17 protein-coding genes and 2 pseudogenes are annotated in these 18,484 nt (G+C 68.2%); 10 read left to right on the plus strand and 9 right to left on the minus strand.

Features of this window, described 5'->3' with window-relative positions:
• The first annotated feature begins 433 nt into the window (after nt 1–433).
• Nucleotides 434–4,738, plus strand: a complete 4,305-nt coding sequence (locus tag ACFYXH_RS05165; RefSeq protein WP_389560750.1) for an FG-GAP-like repeat-containing protein — start codon at nt 434–436, stop codon at nt 4,736–4,738.
• A gap of 189 nt (nt 4,739–4,927) precedes the next feature.
• Here ACFYXH_RS05165 and ACFYXH_RS05170 read toward each other — a convergent pair whose 3' ends face one another.
• Nucleotides 4,928–5,614, minus strand: a complete 687-nt coding sequence (locus tag ACFYXH_RS05170) for a helix-turn-helix domain-containing protein (RefSeq protein ID WP_389560752.1) — start codon at nt 5,612–5,614, stop codon at nt 4,928–4,930.
• Nucleotides 5,615–5,677: 63 nt separating this feature from the next.
• Between ACFYXH_RS05170 and ACFYXH_RS05175 the strand changes: the two genes are divergently transcribed.
• Complete coding sequence (locus tag ACFYXH_RS05175) at nt 5,678–6,481, plus strand: NAD(P)H-binding protein (RefSeq protein ID WP_389560754.1); 804 nt, start codon at nt 5,678–5,680, stop codon at nt 6,479–6,481.
• Between the two features lie 128 nt (nt 6,482–6,609).
• On the opposite strand, the pseudogene ACFYXH_RS05180 reads toward ACFYXH_RS05175, so the two are convergent.
• The 3 genes and pseudogenes from ACFYXH_RS05180 to ACFYXH_RS05190 form a co-directional block, all read right to left on the minus strand.
• Nucleotides 6,610–7,282, minus strand: a pseudogene (locus tag ACFYXH_RS05180) (transposase).
• A 171-nt stretch (nt 7,283–7,453) separates the two neighbouring features.
• Nucleotides 7,454–8,770 carry an aldehyde dehydrogenase family protein gene (locus ACFYXH_RS05185; protein WP_389560756.1) on the minus strand — a complete coding sequence of 439 codons (1,317 nt, stop codon included), beginning with the start codon at nt 8,768–8,770 and terminating at the stop codon, nt 7,454–7,456.
• 98 nt (nt 8,771–8,868) lie between these two features.
• Nucleotides 8,869–9,210 carry a hypothetical protein gene (locus ACFYXH_RS05190; protein WP_389560758.1) on the minus strand — a complete coding sequence of 114 codons (342 nt, stop codon included), beginning with the start codon at nt 9,208–9,210 and terminating at the stop codon, nt 8,869–8,871.
• Between the two features lie 339 nt (nt 9,211–9,549).
• Here ACFYXH_RS05190 and ACFYXH_RS05195 point away from each other — a divergent pair, with 339 nt between their 5' ends.
• The 4 genes and pseudogenes from ACFYXH_RS05195 to ACFYXH_RS05210 all read left to right on the plus strand — a co-directional run bounded on the left by ACFYXH_RS05195 (nt 9,550) and on the right by ACFYXH_RS05210 (nt 11,291).
• Nucleotides 9,550–10,119: a hypothetical protein gene (locus tag ACFYXH_RS05195; protein WP_389560760.1), complete on the plus strand. Its 570-nt coding sequence runs from the start codon at nt 9,550–9,552 to the stop codon at nt 10,117–10,119.
• Nucleotides 10,120–10,366: 247 nt separating this feature from the next.
• Entirely contained in the window at nt 10,367–10,747 is a 381-nt protein-coding gene (locus ACFYXH_RS05200) for a helix-turn-helix domain-containing protein (RefSeq protein ID WP_389560762.1), read from the plus strand.
• A 59-nt stretch (nt 10,748–10,806) separates the two neighbouring features.
• Nucleotides 10,807–10,959: pseudogene (locus ACFYXH_RS05205) on the plus strand (IS1380 family transposase); the annotation flags it as partial.
• 23 nt (nt 10,960–10,982) lie between these two features.
• Nucleotides 10,983–11,291: a hypothetical protein gene (locus ACFYXH_RS05210; protein ID WP_389560764.1), complete on the plus strand. Its 309-nt coding sequence runs from the start codon at nt 10,983–10,985 to the stop codon at nt 11,289–11,291.
• A gap of 96 nt (nt 11,292–11,387) precedes the next feature.
• On the opposite strand, the gene ACFYXH_RS05215 is transcribed toward ACFYXH_RS05210, so the two are convergent.
• Nucleotides 11,388–11,930: a GNAT family N-acetyltransferase gene (locus tag ACFYXH_RS05215; protein WP_389560766.1), complete on the minus strand. Its 543-nt coding sequence runs from the start codon at nt 11,928–11,930 to the stop codon at nt 11,388–11,390.
• Nucleotides 11,915–12,907, minus strand: a complete 993-nt coding sequence (locus ACFYXH_RS05220) for a hypothetical protein (protein WP_389560767.1) — start codon at nt 12,905–12,907, stop codon at nt 11,915–11,917. The genes ACFYXH_RS05215 and ACFYXH_RS05220 overlap by 16 nt, the downstream gene beginning before the upstream one ends.
• Nucleotides 12,908–13,333: 426 nt before the next feature.
• Between ACFYXH_RS05220 and ACFYXH_RS05225 the strand changes: the two genes are divergently transcribed.
• The 3 genes from ACFYXH_RS05225 to ACFYXH_RS05235 are packed head-to-tail and all read left to right on the plus strand — an operon-like array spanning nt 13,334 to nt 14,213.
• Complete coding sequence (locus ACFYXH_RS05225) at nt 13,334–13,756, plus strand: ATP-binding protein (protein WP_389560769.1); 423 nt, start codon at nt 13,334–13,336, stop codon at nt 13,754–13,756.
• A gap of 17 nt (nt 13,757–13,773) precedes the next feature.
• A complete protein-coding gene (locus tag ACFYXH_RS05230) occupies nt 13,774–13,956 on the plus strand; it encodes a hypothetical protein (protein ID WP_389560771.1) in 183 nt (60 codons plus the stop codon).
• A complete protein-coding gene (locus ACFYXH_RS05235; RefSeq protein WP_389560773.1) occupies nt 13,953–14,213 on the plus strand; it encodes a hypothetical protein in 261 nt (86 codons plus the stop codon). The genes ACFYXH_RS05230 and ACFYXH_RS05235 overlap by 4 nt, the downstream gene beginning before the upstream one ends.
• Nucleotides 14,214–14,396: 183 nt before the next feature.
• Here ACFYXH_RS05235 and ACFYXH_RS05240 read toward each other — a convergent pair whose 3' ends face one another.
• From ACFYXH_RS05240 to ACFYXH_RS05250, 3 genes are all read right to left on the minus strand, one after another.
• On the minus strand, nt 14,397–14,918 hold the full coding sequence (locus tag ACFYXH_RS05240) for a polyketide cyclase (protein WP_389560774.1): 522 nt from the start codon (nt 14,916–14,918) through the stop codon (nt 14,397–14,399).
• Between the two features lie 478 nt (nt 14,919–15,396).
• Entirely contained in the window at nt 15,397–15,738 is a 342-nt protein-coding gene (locus ACFYXH_RS05245) for a hypothetical protein (protein WP_389560775.1), read from the minus strand.
• Nucleotides 15,739–15,759: 21 nt separating this feature from the next.
• A complete protein-coding gene (locus ACFYXH_RS05250; protein WP_389560777.1) occupies nt 15,760–15,891 on the minus strand; it encodes a hypothetical protein in 132 nt (43 codons plus the stop codon).
• 48 nt (nt 15,892–15,939) lie between these two features.
• Here ACFYXH_RS05250 and ACFYXH_RS05255 point away from each other — a divergent pair, with 48 nt between their 5' ends.
• Nucleotides 15,940–18,462: an ATP-binding protein gene (locus ACFYXH_RS05255; protein ID WP_389560778.1), complete on the plus strand. Its 2,523-nt coding sequence runs from the start codon at nt 15,940–15,942 to the stop codon at nt 18,460–18,462.
• The last annotated feature ends 22 nt before the right edge of the window (nt 18,463–18,484 follow it).

Below are 18,484 nucleotides of genomic sequence, written 5' to 3' on the forward strand. Positions count from 1 at the left end.
AAGTAGATGCGCAGTGAAAAATCTAGATCTACCGAATGCCCGAATTGATGAATGTGAGGTACTTGTGAGGATTTCGTGGGCGACATTAGGCCAGGTCAGTGCCGCACACTTCGAGCCACAGGCGGCTTCAAGTTGTCTGTGAACACACTTCCATCACATCCAGCGAAACGCTCCACGGCGAGGATGCGAGGAGGGCCGGACCGGGATTCCTATAGAGTCGACGCGAAATTCGGGCACATGAAAAAGGGGGAGTTGGATCGTGTCCATATCACTTAGGGGTGGGACCGCTCCGTGGAAATGGAAAACCCGCTTGCTGTGCGGCCTGCTCGCCGGTGGCCTCGTTGCGTCGGGGATGGCGGTCGGCTCGGCTCACGCCGGCCCACCGCAAGTAAACGCAGGTACAACATCATCCGATCCGGTAGCTGATGGTTCGATGAGCGAGGAGGACAAGGCTCTCCAGGACGCTCAATCCTCCGGTCAGCCAGCAGAATTGGTGTCGGCGCGCACCGAGGCGAGTGATACGTGGGCGCTGCCGGACGGGTCGTTCTCGGTGAAGCGGCATGGAACTGCGGTGCGGTTGTGGCGTAACGGCGCCTGGGTGGCCGCCGACCCCACGCTCAGCTTCGCGGCGGACGGATCGGTCGTACCGAAGTCGGCTTCGGTCTCGGTGAAGTTCTCCGGTGGCGGCAGCCGTCCGATGCTGTCCGGGGTCAAGGACGGGCGCACTCTGTCACTTACCTGGCCGAAGCCGCTGCCCAAACCCACGCTCGACGGCAACGTGGCAACCTATCCCGAGGTGCTCGCCGGAGTGGACCTGCAGTTGAAGGCCGAGGTGGAGGGCTTCTCTCAGCTGCTCGTGGTCAAGACTGCCGAGGCGGCGAAGAACCCGGAACTGACCAAACTACAGTTCGCGATGGACACCGTCGGACTGTCCGTTTCCAAAGACACGGACACCGGCACCTTGGTAGCTACCGACCCGGCCGGGCAGACCGTGTTCACCAGCCCCGCCCCACTCATGTGGGACTCCGGCGCACCTACCACGCCCGCCGCGCGCGCCCTCGCGACGGCGCAGGAAGAGGCCACGGGGCCCGGGGACGCATTCGAGCCCGGCGTGGGCGCCGAGGACGTGCAGATGGGCAGCGCGGTCAGCGGCGACACCCTGACCATCACCCCGGATCAGGGCCTGTTGAGCGGCGCGGACACCACCTACCCGGTGTTCATCGATCCCAGCTGGGCCTGGGGCGAATGGCAGCACTGGGCACGCGTCTACAAGCACTACCCCAAGACCTCCTACTGGGATGCCAAGGAGGTCGTGCGGGCCGGCTATGAGAGCGAGACAGGCGGTTCGGATCGGATCTCCCGCTCGTTCTTCCAGCTCGACACCAGCGACGTCACCGGAGCGCAGATCAAGGACGCCACCTTCCGGATCCGCAATACCTGGTCATGGTCCTGCCAGGACCGGCCGGTGGAACTCTGGGAGGTCGGTGACATCTCCAAGAAGACGACCTGGGACAACCAGCCCGGCAAGATCGGCGGTGCCGCGCTGTCCACCGTGAACGACGCCAAGGGATGGAGCAAGGACTGCGCCGCCGGGAACCTGGAATTCAACGCCACCAGCGCGGTTCGCAAGGCGGCCGCGAACGGCGAGGCGAGCGTCACGCTGGGCTTGTACGCCAGCGATGAGACGGACACGTTCGGCTGGAAGAAGTTCGACCCGAAGACCGCCACACTCGAGATCAAGTACAACCACCCGCCCAAGACACCCGCCGGCTTGGGCACCAACCCCCGCACCAGTTGCACCGCCGGCGGCAGTATTGGCAACACCGCGGTGAGCCTGTACGCGAAGATCGACGACCCGGACGGCGGGAACCTGACCGCTCACTTCCAGGCGTTCAAGGCCGGCTCCAGCACCCCGGTGGTGGACACCAGTGTGCCCGCGCTCAAGGGTCGGGTGACCACAGTGGTACTCCCCGCAGCCAGCACCCCCGGCGGTGACTACACCTGGAAAGTCCGCGCCAAGGACCCGGACGGGCTGTACTCGGCATGGAGCACCACGTGCAAGTTCACCTTGGACCGCAGCCGTCCCAGCCGACCACCTGTCATCACATCCGAAGGCAACAAGTACCCCAATGGTGACCAGGGCTGGCCCGATCCCACCGGCCCGGCCCGCTCGGAGGGGAAGTTCCTCCTGGCCGCGAACGGTGTCCCCGACGTCGTCGCCTACTACTGGTGGACCGACACCGACGCCGACGTTCACGAAACCCGTGCGAGCGCGCCAATCGCCCTGGTGACGCCACCGTCCTACGGCCCGCAGCTCATCTACGCCTACAGCGTGGACGCGGCGGGTAACCGCTCCGACACCGCCACCTACCTGTACTACGCGACCCGGGCTCAGGGGCGAGACGAGCCCGGTGACCTCAACGGTGACGGTTTCAGGGACATCTGGAACACCGACACCAACGGAACGTTGCTCACCTACTCCGGTCGCGGCGGACGGGAGTTCTCCTCTGCCACCAACGGCGGCGGCACTTTCCCGGGTCAGCAGGTCACCTTCATGGGCGACTGGGGACAGGAGGGCTACAACGACCTCATCTCGCTCGAATACAACGAGAACGACAAGAAAAACAAGCTGCGTGTCTACCCGAACAACGGCAAGGGGATCATCAACGCCGACAATTACCTTCAGTTGGCTGTCAAGTGCCCTGTGGCGAGCAGCAGGTGCAAGGGAGAAGCGGGCTGGACTGGAGACGACCACTGGTACAACGCCGAACAGATCACCACGGGCGGCGACATCAACGGCGATACGTACGCCGACCTCCTGGTCAAGCAGGGCAAGAACCTGTGGGTCTACTACGGCAACCGGAGCACTCTGCTCGACAAAGTCCGCCCCCACCCGGTCCTGGTCGGCGAGACCGACTGGGACAAGTTCACCGTGATCGTCCCCGGTGACCTCAATGGCGACAAGCTCCCCGACCTGCTGCTACGCAACAATGCTTCGGGCGACCTGTACCGCGCCTATGGCCAAGCCGACCCCAACGGCGTTCTCGATGCCGCGACGTGGGGCGGTGCCAGTAGCCGTGTCAAGATCGCCTCGGGCGCCATGCCGCAGAGCCTCTACCCCACCATCGGCTCCTCCGGCGACCTCGACGGGGACAGCAACGCAGACAAGGTCAATGACGGCGACGGCATCCCCGACCTGTGGGCCCGAAAGAAGGACAACACCCTGATCGGCTGGCCCGGCCGCAAGGCCGGCAACGACTACACCGGCATCGGTGCGTCCTTCCCCATCGACGGGGCCACCGGCGGCCGGCAGATCCCCGGCGGCACCACCCTGGCGAGCGGTCAGTCTCTGGCCTCAAACTCGGCCAAACTCACCATGCAGACCGACGGCAACCTCGTCATCACCTCCAACGCGAGCAAGACCCTGTGGTCCAGCAACACCGCCGGCAACAAGGGCGCCACCGCACGCGTACTCGCCAACGGCAACCTCGCGGTCTACTCGGCCGACGGCAGCACTCCGCTGTGGAGCACCGACGTCCACGAAACACCGGACGCCACCCGGCCCGACGTCGAGCCCGGACTGACCGGCGCCGGCTACGTCCTGCTCCAGGACCGCGGCAATCTCGTCGTCCACAACGGAAAGGGCCAAGCCGTCTGGTCCAGCGGCACCGTCACCCGGCACGACTACAACGGCGACGGACGCAGCGACATGGGCCTCTGGTACGACTACACCGCCGGTTCCGACGCCACGTACACGCTCCTGTCCAACACGAACGGCTCGTTCAAGGAGCCGATGAAGTCGTTCGCCGCCGCGGTCGGCGCGTGGGAGGCGGACAACATGAAGTTCGTCACCGGCGACTTCAACGGCGACGGACGCGGCGACATGGCGGCCCTCTACGGGTACAGCGACACCAGCATCAAACTGTGGACGGCGCTCGGTAAGCCCGATGGCGGCTTCAGCGCACCCTTCTCCTCGTGGAGCGCCAAGGCCGGCAGGATGCACACGAGCTACATGACCCCACAGGCCGGCGACTTCAACGGTGACGGGCGCGACGACATCGCTGTCTGGTACGCCTACCCCGACGGCACCACCAAACTGTGGACCTACACCGCAGGTGTCACAGGCGGCTTCAACCAGCCCTTCGAGTCCTGGTCCGCCCCCGGCGGTACCTGGCTCAGGAACCGCTGCAAGTTCGTCACCGGCGACTTCAACGGCGACGGGCGCGACGACGTCAGCGTCTTTTACGGCCAGGGCGACAACACCGTGCGCAACCACACCTTCCTCTCCACCGTCACCGGTGGGTTCGCCCAGCCGACATCGTGGTGGTACAGCGACGCCATCGACTGGAACCGCTCCACCCCGCACGCCGGTGATTTCAACGGCGACGGACGCGACGACGCCATGATCTGGTACGACTACGCCGACGGCAGCGACAAGGTCTCCACCTTCATCGCCGAGTCCCAGCCCGACGACCGCTTCGGGTCCGCCTTCGTCTCCCTCTCCAGCAACGCCGGCAGCTGGGACATCAAACGCAGCCAGCTCGTCATCGGCGACTACAACGGCGACGGACTCGACGACATCGGAGCCATGTACCACCAGCCTGACGGCGCCGTGAAGATGTGGACCTGGACCGCGCGGGCAGAGGACGCCAAATTCAACGGGGCGCTGGCCAGTTGGTCCTACACGGCATCCCAGTGGGTCTACGCATCAACCCGTTTCTTCAAGCCGTACAACTAGCGACACCCCACACCGCTCCCGGCAGCCGGCCAGCTGCCGGGAGCGGCCTCGTTCAGCTGCACCTCACGTTTAGAACTCGCGCAGACAGGCTCGATGGGGCACCTCGGAAGTAGAAGAGGCACTGGGCTGGTGATCATGGAGTTGCGACGCTCTGTGATCACCGGGAGACTCCTTTGCCGGTCTTGGAACTTAGGCAGTGCACGGAGTCGCGGCGGGACGCCGCCCCGCGGTGAACGCGGCCGGCGGGACACCCATGAAGTGGCGGAACTCGGCCGTCATGTGGGACTGGTCGTAGTAACCCGCCGTCGCGGCGATGTCCGACCACCGGCCGGCATCGGCCGCGAGCACGGTGCGAACGCGGTCGATGCGTGCGAAGTGCTTGGGGGACAGGCCGGTGCCGGCGGTGAACAGGGTGTGCAGGCGGCGCTCACTGATGTGCAACCGGGCCGCGGTCGTGGCGACAGTGGTGCCGACCAGTAGGTGTGCCGCCTCTTCGAGCCACTCCGGAGGCTCCGGCCAATCGGCCAATGCTTCTTCGAGAGCGGCGATCGGATCGGCGGCGAGCTGGTCGATGTCCAGGCCCGGTAGTTCGCGGAGCGGCAGGGCGCGGTCGGCGAGATCACGCAGCGGACGGCCGAGCAGGGCTTGGGCACGACCCGGCCGCATGCGAACCCGCACGCACGAGTGGCTGGGCGCGCCGACGTGATAGGCGGCCCGGGTGCGGGGGCCCATGACTATTAGCTCACGCTTGTCGCTGCGCAGGAGAAGTGTGGTGGCGTGATCGGGCACGTCGACCGCCGCCGAACCGGCCGCCGTAGCGACATCGATCCCGGCCACCCAACGCACAAGGGCAGGCGGCATGTTGAGAGAGCTCACACGGTCCACGATAGTGCCGAAACTTCCTATCACGCGGCGTGAGAGCGATGCGATCGTCGGGACATGATCCTTGTTACCGGTGCCACCGGCACCATCGGTAGTCACGTCGTGCGTCTGCTCACCGAACAGGGCGTGCCGTTTCGGGCGATGTCCCGCCGCGAGCGGCCCGGAGGGGTGCGGGCCGACTTCGACGACCCGGCGTCGCTGGCGCGCGCGGTGGCCGACGTCGACACGGTCTTCCTCGTAACCGTGCCCCCCGTGCCGACCGCGGACCAGGACATCGCCCTGGTCACGGCCGCGCGGGCGGCGGGCGTCCGTAAGGTCGTCAAGCTGTCCGCCATCGGCAGCGGCGAGCGATTCGACGGGGCGACCGTTGGCGCGTGGCACCTTTCCGCGGAGGAGGCGATCGAGGCCAGCGGGCTCGTGTGGACGATGCTCCGCCCGCCGAGCTTCGCCTCGAACTTCTTGTGGTACCGGGCGCTGGTCCAGGCCGGAGAGCCGATCCCGAACCTGGTCGGCGACTCCCGGCAGGCCATCGTCGACCCGAGGGACGTGGCTGCGGTCGCCGTCGCCGCCATGACCAGCGATGCGCACGACGGGCAGCGGTACGACCTGACCGGGCCAGCGCTGCTGACGTTCGCAGACCAGGCGGCGATCCTGGAGCGCGTGCTGGAACGGCCGGTCAAGATCACCGACACGGATGCGCTTGACCAGTTGCCAGCCGGGATGATCACTGGCATCGGCTGGGCGCGCGCCGGCGGTGCGGCCTATGTCACCGACCACGTGCCGCGGGTGCTCGGCCGACCGGCGGGCACGTTCGAGCAGTGGGCACGCGACCACCGGGAGACATTCGCGGCGATGCCGTAACCCACCGCCGACGGCCGACAGGCTCTCGGGCAAGAGGCCCTCGTAGCTCAAGGGACAGAGCCCGTTCTCCTTTGGTGCTTCTGGTGCTTCGCTGGAGCTGGTGAGAACTCGCGCAGATGGGTGCGGGGTCATGGTCGCCGGGTGGGGCGGTCGTCCCAGCGGTGAGTGGTCCAGGCGCGGCGAACGAGGCTACGCACGGTGATGACGGCGTCGGTGAGGTCGAAGAAGGCGTTGATGACGTCGATCCGGCGTTCGTAGCAGCGTGCGAGTCGATGGAAGGCGTTCTGCCAGGCGTGGGTGCGCTCTACGTGCCAGCGCCCGGTGGCCTGGACGGGAGCCTTCTCGCCCCTGCGTGCGATCCGGCAGCGCAGTCCGCGTTCGTCGAGGGTGATGCAGGTCCTGCCCGAGTCGTAGCCGGCGTCCAGGTGCACGGTGATGTCGTCGGGCAGGGGCCCAAGGCCGTCGCGAAGGTCCAGGGTCGGGGCGAGCAGCGGCGAATCGTGGTAGTTCGCCCCGGCCAGGACGCGGCCCAGCGGGATGCCGTACCCGTCAGTCATCCCCGAGCGTTTGAGGCCCTGTTTGCCCCGGTCGACCGGCGAGCGTCCAGCGGCAACTTCGCCTCCGGGTGCCTTGGTGATCGACCCCGTCGATGGCGATCTGGTCCAAAAGATGGTCCGGTCGCTGATCCGCGTGCGGTGGCAGCCCAGCGGGTGGGTGGATCGTAATAAGGGGCGGCTGTGGCAGCAGCGCCGCGAATTGGTCCCACAAGGGTTCGGTCAGCCATGGTGGCAAGGCAGGCACAGGTCTCCCGGTGATCACAGAGCGTCGCAACTCTATGATCACCAAGCCCTGTGCCTCTTCTACTTCCGAGGTGCCCCATCGAGCCCATCTGTGCGAGTTCTTAACCCCTTCATCCCTGCGCCCCCGCGGCCGGCGCAGAAAACAGCCGGACTCCGGGAGGCGCCGCGCGGTTCAGCCGAGCGGCATGTCCAGCACGGCCTTGCGGTGGCTGAACCTCTCCAGGGAGTAGCGGCCGTGGTAGCTGCCCATGCCGCTCTCGCCGACCCCTCCGAAGGGCAGATCGGACACCGTGAGATGAGCCATCGGGAGGCCGAACCCGACGCCGCCCGAGGAGGTCTCCGCCAGCAGCCGGTCGCGGGTCGTGGCGGATTCCGTGAACGCGTACAAGGCCAGCGGCTTGTCCCGGTCGTTGATGAACGCGATGGCCTCGTCGAGGCCGGCGACCTCCACGATCGGCAGAATCGGGCCGAAGATCTCCTCGGACATGACCGGGGAGTCCGGCGACACTCCGGCCAGTACGGTCGGGGCGAGATAGCGGCTCGCGCGGTCGTGCTGGCCCCCGACGACCGGGCGGCCCGAGCCGAGGAGGCCGGTCAGCCGGTCGAAGTGCCGTTCGTTGACGATCCGCCCGTATTCGGGCGAGGCCGCCGGGTCATCGCCGTACGCCTGCTGCACGGCCGTCTCCAAGGCGTCCTCGAGCTTGCTCGCGGTCACCGGGTCGGTGAGCACATAGTCCGGGGCTACGCAGGTCTGGCCCGCGTTGAGGAACTTCGTGGCTACGAGCCGGGAGGCCACCGTCTGCAGGTCCGCGCCCTGGTCGACGAACGCAGGCGACTTCCCGCCGAGTTCCAGAGTCACCGGGGTGAGGTGCTCGGCGGCCGCGCGCATCACGATGCGGCCCACGGTTCCGTTGCCGGTGTAGAAGATGTGGTCGAAGTGCTGCTCCAGCAGGGCGGTGGTCTCCGGGACGGCGCCTTCCACCACGGCAAGCGCGTCTCTGTCGACGAACCGCGGCAGCAGCTCGGCGATGACCCGGGAGGTGGCCGGAGCCAGCTCGCTCGGCTTGGCGACGACGCAGTTGCCCGCGGCGAGCGCGCCGACCACCGGCGCGAGCAGCAGGTGCGCCGGATAGTTCCAGGGCGCGATGACCAGTACGACACCCAACGGGTCCCGCACCGTCCATGCCGTCGCCGTACGCAGACGTTCGGGAACCTCGACGGGCTCGGGCCGCAGCCACTCCTCCAGCTGTTCCAGGGTGTGGTCGATCTCGCCCACGGTGGAGCCGATCTCGGTACGGAACACCTCGCGCTCGCTCTTGCCCAGGTCCGCACGGAGCGCGGCAGCGAACTCCTGACTGTGCTCGGTCAGCATGGTCCGCAGGCCGATCAGCTGCTCGGTACGCCAGGAGAGCGGCTTGGTACGTCCGGTGCGGAAGGTGGCACGCAGCCGGGCGACGACATCGGCGGGCTGTTCAGCGTGTGAGTGCACGACGGCTCCTCGATACGGATGTAGGTGCATCTACCAACAATGAAGCGCAGCCGGCACTTCGCCGTCGCCGAACAGATTTCGGCCGGCGACGGCGCGCCTCAGTGGACAAGGGAGTAGCTCCGCCACGGCCTGGCGACGGGCGCGATGTTGTCGGACAACGTGGTCGCCACATACGTCGTCGTACCGCGGGAGCAGTTCTCGTTGGGGTACAGAACCATGTCCACCATGGTGTTGTTGACGACCCTGACCGCACCGGCGGGCCCGAGGCGGTGGCAGCCCGTGACCAGGGGGTTCGACACCGTCACCACACGGTTCTGATCCGTGCTGTACGAGATGGTGCCCACCGCGTCGCGGGCGAGACCGGAACAGCCCGAGACGGCGAAGGTCAGCAGCACGGCCCCGGCGGCGACGCGGAGACGCCGGTGATCGGTCACGGACATGGGCGGTCCTCGTCTGTGCGGGAAAGTCCTGGTGAAGCCACCCTGCCGGTTTCCCGGCGGGGCGGCATCCGGGGAGCGGCCGGCCGGGCTACGGCGCCGCCGAGGCCGCCGCCGGGCCGCTGGGCGACGTGCCGCGTCCCCGCCACCCGAGCCCCGGGGAGGGGCACGCCAACACAAGCCACATTCCGGCCCGTTGAGTGATCAATGGCATGAGTGGCGTCTTATGGACATCCACACAGAAAGCGGTTGTCCGCCCCGCTGACGCCCCGAGAGACTCATTGGCATACCCGCCGCAAGAGCGCGGGCATTCAGCTCGAGAACCAGTTGGGGGAATCACGCATGGCGTTACGCAAGCTGACCGCGTCGGTGTTCGCCGTCATGGCACTCGTCGCCGCAGCACTGATCGGACTCACCGGCACGGCCTCCGCCGCAAGCGCTAACAGCCACCAGGACTTCGCCGCCCAGGCGAAGCAGGCGGGGCTGACCGGCGCCCAGGCGAAGCAACTGCAGACCACGGTCGACGGCTACCTCACCACGGTGGGCGGGAAGCAGGTCGCCGCCAACAAGATCGAACTGGCGGGCAAGGGCGAGATCGTCGTCGCCGTACCCGGAGAGCGCTACGCCCGCGACCTGAGCAGCGCGGCGGGCCCGAAGGCTGCCTGTCCGTACGAGAACTTCTGCATGTGGACCGGCACCAGCTTCACCGGCACCCAGTTCAACCTGTGGAAGTGCCAGACGTACGACCTTTCGAACTGGAACGGCCCCGGATCCTGGAGCAACAACCAGACCCCGGGCACCAGGGCCAGGTTCCTGGACCGCGGCTACAACACCATCTACACAACGCCCGGCGCGTACGCCAACAACGGCAATTACGACTGGGCCCCGGTCTGGCACGTCATCCCGTGCTAGAGGTCCGGTGACCCGGCGCCGGGCCCGCGGCATACAGCCGTCGGCCCGGCGCCGGCTGCTCGGTACCGGTCGCTCGGACTCGAGGCTGTTGCGTTTGTTTCGTTTACTGCGGATAATGCGAATAGGGCCTATCGCTCGGACGGCCCGGTTCAGCAACGAAGGGACGGTGGCGATGAGTCATTCCACTGCTCGTTCGACGCCCTCGTCCGGGGCGAACGCAGACTTCGCGGCGCGGGCACTGAGGCCGGTGAAGCGCTCTCTGGCCCGTTCCCCGCGCGCCGACCACTTCCGGTTCCGGATCGAAGACGGAGACGCCGATCTTGAGCTGCCCCGCGAAGCCATGGAACTACTGGCTGCCGTACTGAGCCACATGGCGGCCGGCCGCACGGTGTCCATCGTTCCCGAGCATGCGGAACTGACCACACAGCAGGCCGCAGACATGCTGAACGTCTCCCGCCCCTTCCTGATCGGGCTGCTGGAGGCGGGTGAGATCGACTTCCGGAAAGTCGGTACCCACCGCCGGATCAAGGCGCAGTCCCTGCTTGAGTACCAGCGTCAGGACGACCAGAAGCGACGAGCAGCCGCGGACGAACTGAGGTCCCTGAACCAGGAGATGGGGCTGACCTGACCCTGCGGCGTTCACCCTCGATCTCGACCGACAGCGAGTCTGCGCCGCCGTCCAGTAGATCGCGGCCCGGCAACGCGGGCTCCAACACCGCCACCGACCACGTCGAAACTGCCCAACTCGCCCTGGCTCAACTGCCAAAGCGCCCGCGGTGGGGACGGCAGATGCTGATCCGGACCGACGCCGGCGGCGGCACCCACACCCTCCTCGACTGGCATTCTTAGCGTGAGGGGGAGCCATGGCAGAAGTCGGTGGATGGATCTGGGGGCGCAACCTGCGGTCGTTCCTGGAATTGCTGTCGCACTACGTCGGCTACCACTTCGACGCCACCGATTGGGACACAGTGGCACTGGCGATGGAGGAGACCAACGACGAGCAGGCCGATCGCTGGTACTCGTATCCCTTGGTCGGCGACGTGCACGAGGTTGAGGTTCAGCTTGCTCGCTCGGTCGGCGGTGACGAGGTCTCCGTGACCGTGAACGGAGTCGCGACGGCCGAACTGGAACTCCGAGCAGACACCCTGCTGTCCGCATTCGCGACTGGCTGAGGCCACGAGGGCGCAAGGTCAACTTGACCCGTTAGCCGCATGAGGTGTCTCTCCCGCCCCCTCCGGCTTCGGCCGCGAGGGGGCGCTTCCTTGCGTTCAGGGGCTATTCAGAGGCAGCTCGCTGAGCATCACGGCGTAGACCGGGGAGTCCGGGAAGGGCTGGCGCTGGCCAACCTTCCGGTACCCCCAGGACTCGTACAGGGCCTGGACCCGAGGGTGATCGACGTCGACCAGGAGGACGGCCAGGTCCTCGTCCCGACCTTCCATCAGGGCACGTGCCAGAAGCTCGGCCGCCCCGGTCTTCCGGTACTTCGTGCGGACGGCCATCTCGGAGAAGGAAAACGTGCGGCTCTTCTCCGGGGCAGGTTCGAGGTGCTCGCGCCACCATTCGCGCTGTGGGGTCGACGGGGCTCCGTACGCGAAGCCCACAGCCTCCTCACCGTCGAAGGCGATCACGCATGTGAAGTCCGGGTGGCCTCCCCAGTGGTCGACGAACCAAGGGAACCGCTGGTTGAACTCGTCATCCATCGCATCCGCGTAGGCGTCGGCATGGACGTCGATCAGGGCCTGACGTATGTGCGGCAGATCGTCGTGGCTGAAGTGTCGGACGTCGAACTCGGCGCTCACGCTCGGCTCCATTCGGATCGGTATCGGTCTCCCCACTCTCGCGCGACGGTGGCATCTGGCGCGAGCGTGATCAAGTCCCGGTAGTAGTCACCGAGGAGAGATCGCATCCGGCCGGGGATCGGAGCCCCGGTCATAAGCTCAAAGATGGTCGAGGCAGTGACACACGCCTGGTCGATGTCGCGCTGGTGGAGCTGGGCCAGGGCGAGCCGTGTCGTGGCCAGGGCGCGGTTGCGCCGGAACTGGGGCGGGATGCTGGACAGCGCCTGGTGAGAGGCCGCTTCGGCATCCGCAGAGTCGCCGATCCGGTCCCGGACGATGGCCGTGATGGCCGTCAGCTCAGCCGGCCCGTAGAACGCCACCCAGCTCGGCCGGGGCTCGTCCAAGGGAGCCTTGTCCAGGGCCTCCTGGGCGTACCCCAGGGAGCGCAGGGCGGCCTGACGGTCGCCGAGGTTGGAGTGGGCGATGGCCGTACGTGCGTGGGCCAGGGAGTTGAAGAGCGGGTCCCGCCTGGTGATCGCGGTGGACTGAGCGGCCTGTCCGGAGTCAACAGCCTCAACGTGCTCACCACGCTGGTGGGCCAGCATGGCGTACGAGTTCCATACCCGCAGCTCAGCAACGGGATCGTTGGCCATTCCCGCGAGGTACAGCGCTCGGCCCAAGTGGGCCTGGGCTCGGTCGGACTGGCGGGCGTCGATGGCCGACCAGGCAGCTGTGGCGGTGTAGTCGGCGGCGATGCTGAACAGACGCTGCCTGATGCGTTGGGTCGCCCCCTCCTTCTGCTTCTCCAGGGCGTCAGCGGCTCCGGCAAGAGCAGCGCGCTCCAGTCCCTCGTGGCCTCCCCTGGTGTCGTCCAGGGCCATCAGGGCGTCCAGGCCGGAGCGGAGGCGGATCACATCGGAGGTGCCGACCCGGGGCCGGGCTACGAGCGGGACGACGACGGCGGCGGCCGTCGTGCCGGTGGTGGCGGTCAGGAAGTTCCGTCGCCTCACGGGCTGCTCCGGGTTGGTGGTGGGACATCTTCGGGCCGGTGGGCTGAAGCCGAGGTCCTCGACTGTGCCTCCGAATACTGCCTCTAACGCCGCCCGCTGCCGAGGGTGAGGCCACCTGGTTTTTCCGGTCAGCCAGTTGCGGATCGTCCGATCACCCACCGTGCCCTCGTGACCGGATGCCCGCAGGTGGTCGTTCACTGCATCGGCCAACTCGGCCTGGGTGTAGCCGCACTGCTGCATGGCGCTGTTGAGGCACTCGTTCCCCTCCACATACCCACGGTAGCCAGCCCGTGCCCCTTGGTAGGGGAGACGTCGAGAAATTTCCGGTCGGGCGCTAGGCACAGCCGCGCGATTTTTCCTCCTGCTCGGACGCGAGAGGTCGTTGACTCAATCGAGGCCGCACACTTCGCACCCATTGAGGTCCTGATGACGGTGACTGCTACACCCCGCCCCACTGGGCACCCCGGATATTCCGAGACCCTGCCATGCGAGCCGGAGAGCGCGGCGACCGCCCGGCAGCTGGTCCGCACAGCCCTGGCCGCCTGGGGCCTGGGGCATCTGGTGGATGACGGCACGCTCATCGTCACCGAGCTGGTGGCCAACGCCGCCGAGCACTCCCGCAGCCGACTGATCAGGGTCGTCGTCACCCAGCCGAGCGAGACTTACGTACGCATCGGCGTCGTGGACAAGTCCCGGGCGATCCCGCTCATGAGGACGGACAGCAACGGCGACCAGCTCCGAGGACGGGGCCTTCTGCTGGTCGACGCCCTGACCGACCGCTGGGGCACCGACCTGTACCGCTGGGGCAAGCAGGTCTGGGGCGAGCTGAAGCGCGAGACCTCCTCGTGAAGGACGGAGAGGCGTGGGTGGGCGACCAGGTCCACGACGAGGCAGCGGGACGGGACGGCATCGTCACCGACGTCCGTGGTGGCACTTACGTGCTCCGGCCCCTCCTCGGCCCCGGCGAGTGGACGGCCGAGAACAACGAGAAGCTGACCGTGACAGTGCCGCTCCCCACGAGCCGGCCCAAGCGGAGGAGGCGCTCGTGACGGAACGCCCCGTCGGCCGCCTGGAGATCCTCCTGGCTGCGTACGAGTACGAGCTTGGCCACTGCTTCCGCTGCCCACGTCGCCAGATACAGGTGACGCGCGTAGGCGAGATCACCAGCCCCGAGGGCGAGACGCCCCTCTATGCCTGCCGCACCTGTGTGGCGGAGTTGCTCCTCGCCCACGACCGGGCCCTGGACCCACCAGACAGGCGGTACCGGCAGATACCCAGGTTCCCTCGCCAGGTTGAGTCCCCCTGATCCATCAGGAGGGACACCACCAGCCCGGCGAGGTGAAGAGAGCCCCGGCTGTTCCTCCCCCGGACGGTCGGGGCTCCCATCAACAGACCCGCCCCGTGCTTGAGGAGTTGCCGGTGCAGAGCAGCACGTCCCCCCGGTTGAGAAAGCCGACGGACGGGCCGACATCTTCGTTCGAGTGGACCGCTACGGCCGCCCGCCAGGTGTCTGGCCGCCGGGCGTCCAGGCCCGGGATGTCGGTGCGGCAAGCTCGGCCAGGTGGTGCAGCGAGTTGGTGAGATGCTCAGGGCCGAACGGCGGGAACTGGATGTACTCCCGGATGAACTGCGGCACCGCCGACCAGTCGTAGGTGAGCGTGACCTCAGTCTCGGACGGACCGAGCGGCGCAAGGTCGTAACGCCAGATCCAGCCGCCGAACTCCAGGTGACCTTCGCCCTTCTCCTGCCCCGTCAGCCAGCCAATGGCGCGCGGCGGGTCGAGCACTTGGACCTTGTTGGCCACCTGGTAGTCACCGTTTGGGTGGTTGGGGTGATACATGCCCATCCGGAAAATCTGCCCCACCTCGGTCAGCGGCGCCCGGTCGGCAGCTTCCTGAACCCAGCCGGTGCCGTCGATCGCAGAATGGGTCGTCGGGTCCCCCAGCACCGCGAACACCCTCTCGGCGGGCACGGCGACAGTCAGGGTGGCGCTCACGTTCTCCTGGTCCACGGTGTGCACGCTCCTTGTCATCTCATCTCGGGCCTCCGCAGGCGCGGAGGGGGACGTTCCCAACATGCAGACGACGCGGCGAGGCGGAACTCATCGGTCGTGTGGGCGGAACCCGCCCAGCGCACGACGCCAGGCACCGGCTGCGCCGGTCACGCTGGCGCCGCCGTCACCAGCGCCGATCCCGCACCTGCCACTACCAGCGGCAAACGGCCCCGACCAGGGCACATAACGATCTACGGCTGGAGTAACCAGGGCGGCAACGGCCCGCGTGCGCGCCTGCATCACCGTGATCTGGTCCGGGTCGGCGGATCGGGCACCTGCTACGGCGCTGTGAGCCTGCGCCAGGGTGCTGGCGGCGGCGAGTTTGGCGATGCTGCCCCAGGCCGACTCGGTGGGCGGGTGACGCCGGCCGTGCAGGGTGCGGGGGTGGCCACTTCGCTGAGCGCCGCGTCGATCCGTGCCCCGGTTGTGTCGTCGGTCAAGACATCGGCCATCCGTTCGGTGAAGGCGAACGCGCAGGTGCGTTCCCAGATCGGGCGGGCGGCCAGGTATCGGCGGGCGGCTGCCAGTCCAGTGCGTGGTCGGGCAGGTCCGGGAAGTGTTTGTACGCCTTCTTCAGATCCGGGTGCTCGCGCCGTATTTCGAACAGCCGGTCGCCGATCTCCGTGCGGTCCGCGTCGTGGGTGGTGACGACGACAAAACGGCTGGCGCCGAATGGCCGCTTGCCTCGCACAAAGCGATCGACCGCCTTCTCGAGGTCCCTCCGGGTGAACCTCTTCAGCGTCTTGGCCTGGAAAACGGCGGCGTCCGTGCCGCTCACACCCGCGACGTCGATGCCGTGCTAATTCTGTCCTCGCGTGCCGTAGAGCCAGGCCTCCTCCCAGCCCTCCACCCGCCGCACAAGCCATGTCACCAGGTGCTCGACACTCTCCCAGTCGAGATCACCAGTGTTGAGCAGACGCGGTAACGACACCGTCACACGGTGTCGCCGGGCCACGGTCGTTGAGCAAGGATTCGGGAGATGAGTCCGAGTCGCACGTGCGAAACATGCGGGACCGAGCTGCCCGGCCGTGGCCGGCGTCCAGGAAGCGAGACGGCACAGGGCGGCCGGCCCGCCCGCTACTGCTCGGACGCATGCAGACAGCGCGCCTTCCGCCGACGCTCCGCACTGCAGCACGGCACAGTCACGGCGGCCGCGCCTTCCCCCGACCGGGACCTGCCACGGGCGCTGGACTCCTTCGTCGGCCGCGGGAGTGAACTGTCCCGGCTGCGCGCCCTGTTGAAGTCGTCACGGCTGCTGACACTCACGGGCCCGGGCGGCGTGGGCAAGACACGTCTGGCGCTGGAGTTCGCCGCCGGTCTGCGCGGCGCCGGGGACGGCCGGGTCCGGCTGGTCGAGCTGGACTCGCTCCACGACGGCAGCCGGCTGGCCCAGGCCGTGGCCGCCGCGCTCGGCGTGGGCGAACGCGGCGGCAGAACCGGCGTCGAGGTGCTGGCCCATGCGCTGGGCGACCGCTCGACGCTGCTGATCCTGGACAACTGTGAGCACCTGGCAGAAGCGTGCGCGCACCTGGCCGCGGCCCTGCTGAGCCGGTGCTCCCGGCTGCGTATCCTCGCCACCAGCCGCGAGGTACTGCGCGTGCCCGGCGAAGTCGTGTTCCGGGTCGGCGAGTTGTCCCTGTCGCCGCCCGGTGAGGACGAAGACCCGGCGGCCGTGCTCCAGGCGGACGCCGTACGGCTCTTCGTGGAGCGCGCAAGCAGCCGCGCCCCCGGATTCGCGCTGGACGCCGGAAACGCCCGTACGGTCGCGGAGATCTGCCGACGGCTGGACGGCATGCCGCTGGCCATCGAACTGGCGGCACGCCGCACGGGCGCCCTCCCGCTGACCGACGTCCTGACCGGACTGGACGACCAGCTCGCCCTCCTCACCGACGGCAGCAGAACCGGGCCGGACCGGCACCGCGAGCTGGCCGCCGCGATCGACTATGGCCATCGATTACTGGATCCCGAGGAGCAGAGGCTCTTTCGCCGGCTCGCCGTTCTCGTCGGCGGATTCAACGCCGAGGGCGCGGCCGCGGTCTGCGCGGACGGCGAGATGCAGCCGCGGCACGTCCTGCGGGTGCTGTGCGCGCTGGAGGCCAAGTCCTTGATCGTACGGCTGCCGGGTGACGCTGAAGGCACCGACGCCGAAGGCACCGCGAGATTCCGGCAGTTGAGTGCCATCCGCGCCTACGCTCTGGACCGCCTCGCCGAGTCGGGCGAACTGAACGGCACCTGGCAGCGGGCTGTCGACTGGCTGACCGGGCTGATGCGGCCCGCCGCGGACCAGTTGTTCGCCGACGAGGCCGGCGGGCCGCTGACCGAGGAGCGGGACAACCTCGCGGCGGCCGTAGCCCACACCGCCGACCGCGACGGCGCACCGCACATCGGGCTGGCGCTGGCGCTGGCGCGGGTGCGCTTCCAGCAGGAGCAGCTGACGGCTGCTCGCGCGCTGCTGACGGAGGTGCTGGAGGGGGACAGCGGCTTCCGGCACGGCGGTGCGGCCCTGGCGCTCGCCGCACGCGCGGCCTGCCAGCAGGCGGACCCGGCGGCCGCACTGCGCTTCGCGGAGCAGGCGGTTTCCGTCGAGCGGCGGCGTGACAACCCCGCGGGGCTCGCCAACGCGCTGGACGCGCGGGCCGCCGCCAAGCTGGGCCTCGGCGAGTTCTCCGAGGCGGTCGCAGACTTCGCTGAGTGCCTGGCCGTCGTCGTCACGCTGGGCCGCCCCCGGGACGAGGCGTGGTGCAGGCAGCACCTGGCCTGGGCGCTGCTGCATGCCGGCAAGGCGGCCGAGGGCGACGCGCTGATGGCTTCCTGTCTGCCCCTGCTGAGGGAACAGCAGCCCTGGTCCCAGTCGACGGCCGCGCTGCACACCGCCGGTGCGATACGGCTCGCGCTGGGCGAACTCGAAGCGGCGGAGGGGTTGTTCGCCGAGGCGCTGCGCACGGTGCCCGGCGAGAGCTTCCACGCGCTGTATCCGCTCGAAGGGCTCGCCATCGTGGCGGCCGAACAGGGCGACATGAAACGGTCGCTGCGGCTGTTCGCCGCCGGCGCGCAGGCGCGACGGCGGCTGGACACCGAGCCGGAAGCCGAGTGGCAGCGGCAGGTCGAGGCGGCGGCGGCCCGCGCGAAGGCGGCGCTGCCAGCAGCGGCGCGGGACGGGGCGCTGGCCGGTGGACGTCTGCTGCGCTGGGAGCGGCTACTCGCGTACGCGCTCCGGGCGGACGACGACGCCACGGCCGTCGGTAAAGCCCTCGGTGACGCCGGCGCCGAGTCCCCGCTGACCGGTCGGGAGACGGCGGTGGCGGCGCTGGTCGCCGAGGGGCTGACCAACCGCGAGATCGCCGCGCGCCTGGACCTGTCTGCGAGCACTGTCGCCACGCACCTCGACAACGTCCGCGACAAGCTGGGCATGCGGTCGCGGACGCAGATCGCGCTGTGGGTGGCCGGAAGGGAACGGCTCGGTGCCCCGGACGGCACGCTGCGCCGGGACGAGATTTCGTAACGCCGCAAACCCGCCTTCATCT

The organism is Streptomyces sp. NPDC002730 (assembly GCF_042888805.1).
Lineage (GTDB): Bacteria > Actinomycetota > Actinomycetes > Streptomycetales > Streptomycetaceae > Streptomyces.

Excerpts from the sequence above, each read along its gene's own strand:
- ACFYXH_RS05210 (WP_389560764.1), top strand. The coding sequence starts at position 10,983 with ATGGCAGAAGTCGGTGGATGGATCTGGGGGCGCAACCTGCGGTCGTTC.
- ACFYXH_RS05190 (WP_389560758.1), bottom strand. The coding sequence starts at position 9,210 with ATGTCCGTGACCGATCACCGGCGTCTCCGCGTCGCCGCCGGGGCCGTG.
- ACFYXH_RS05225 (WP_389560769.1), top strand. The coding sequence starts at position 13,334 with ATGACGGTGACTGCTACACCCCGCCCCACTGGGCACCCCGGATATTCC.
- ACFYXH_RS05255 (WP_389560778.1), top strand. The coding sequence starts at position 15,940 with ATGAGTCCGAGTCGCACGTGCGAAACATGCGGGACCGAGCTGCCCGGC.
- ACFYXH_RS05175 (WP_389560754.1), top strand. The coding sequence starts at position 5,678 with ATGATCCTTGTTACCGGTGCCACCGGCACCATCGGTAGTCACGTCGTG.
- ACFYXH_RS05195 (WP_389560760.1), top strand. The coding sequence starts at position 9,550 with ATGGCGTTACGCAAGCTGACCGCGTCGGTGTTCGCCGTCATGGCACTC.
- ACFYXH_RS05165 (WP_389560750.1), top strand. The coding sequence starts at position 434 with ATGAGCGAGGAGGACAAGGCTCTCCAGGACGCTCAATCCTCCGGTCAG.
- ACFYXH_RS05215 (WP_389560766.1), bottom strand. The coding sequence starts at position 11,930 with ATGGAGCCGAGCGTGAGCGCCGAGTTCGACGTCCGACACTTCAGCCAC.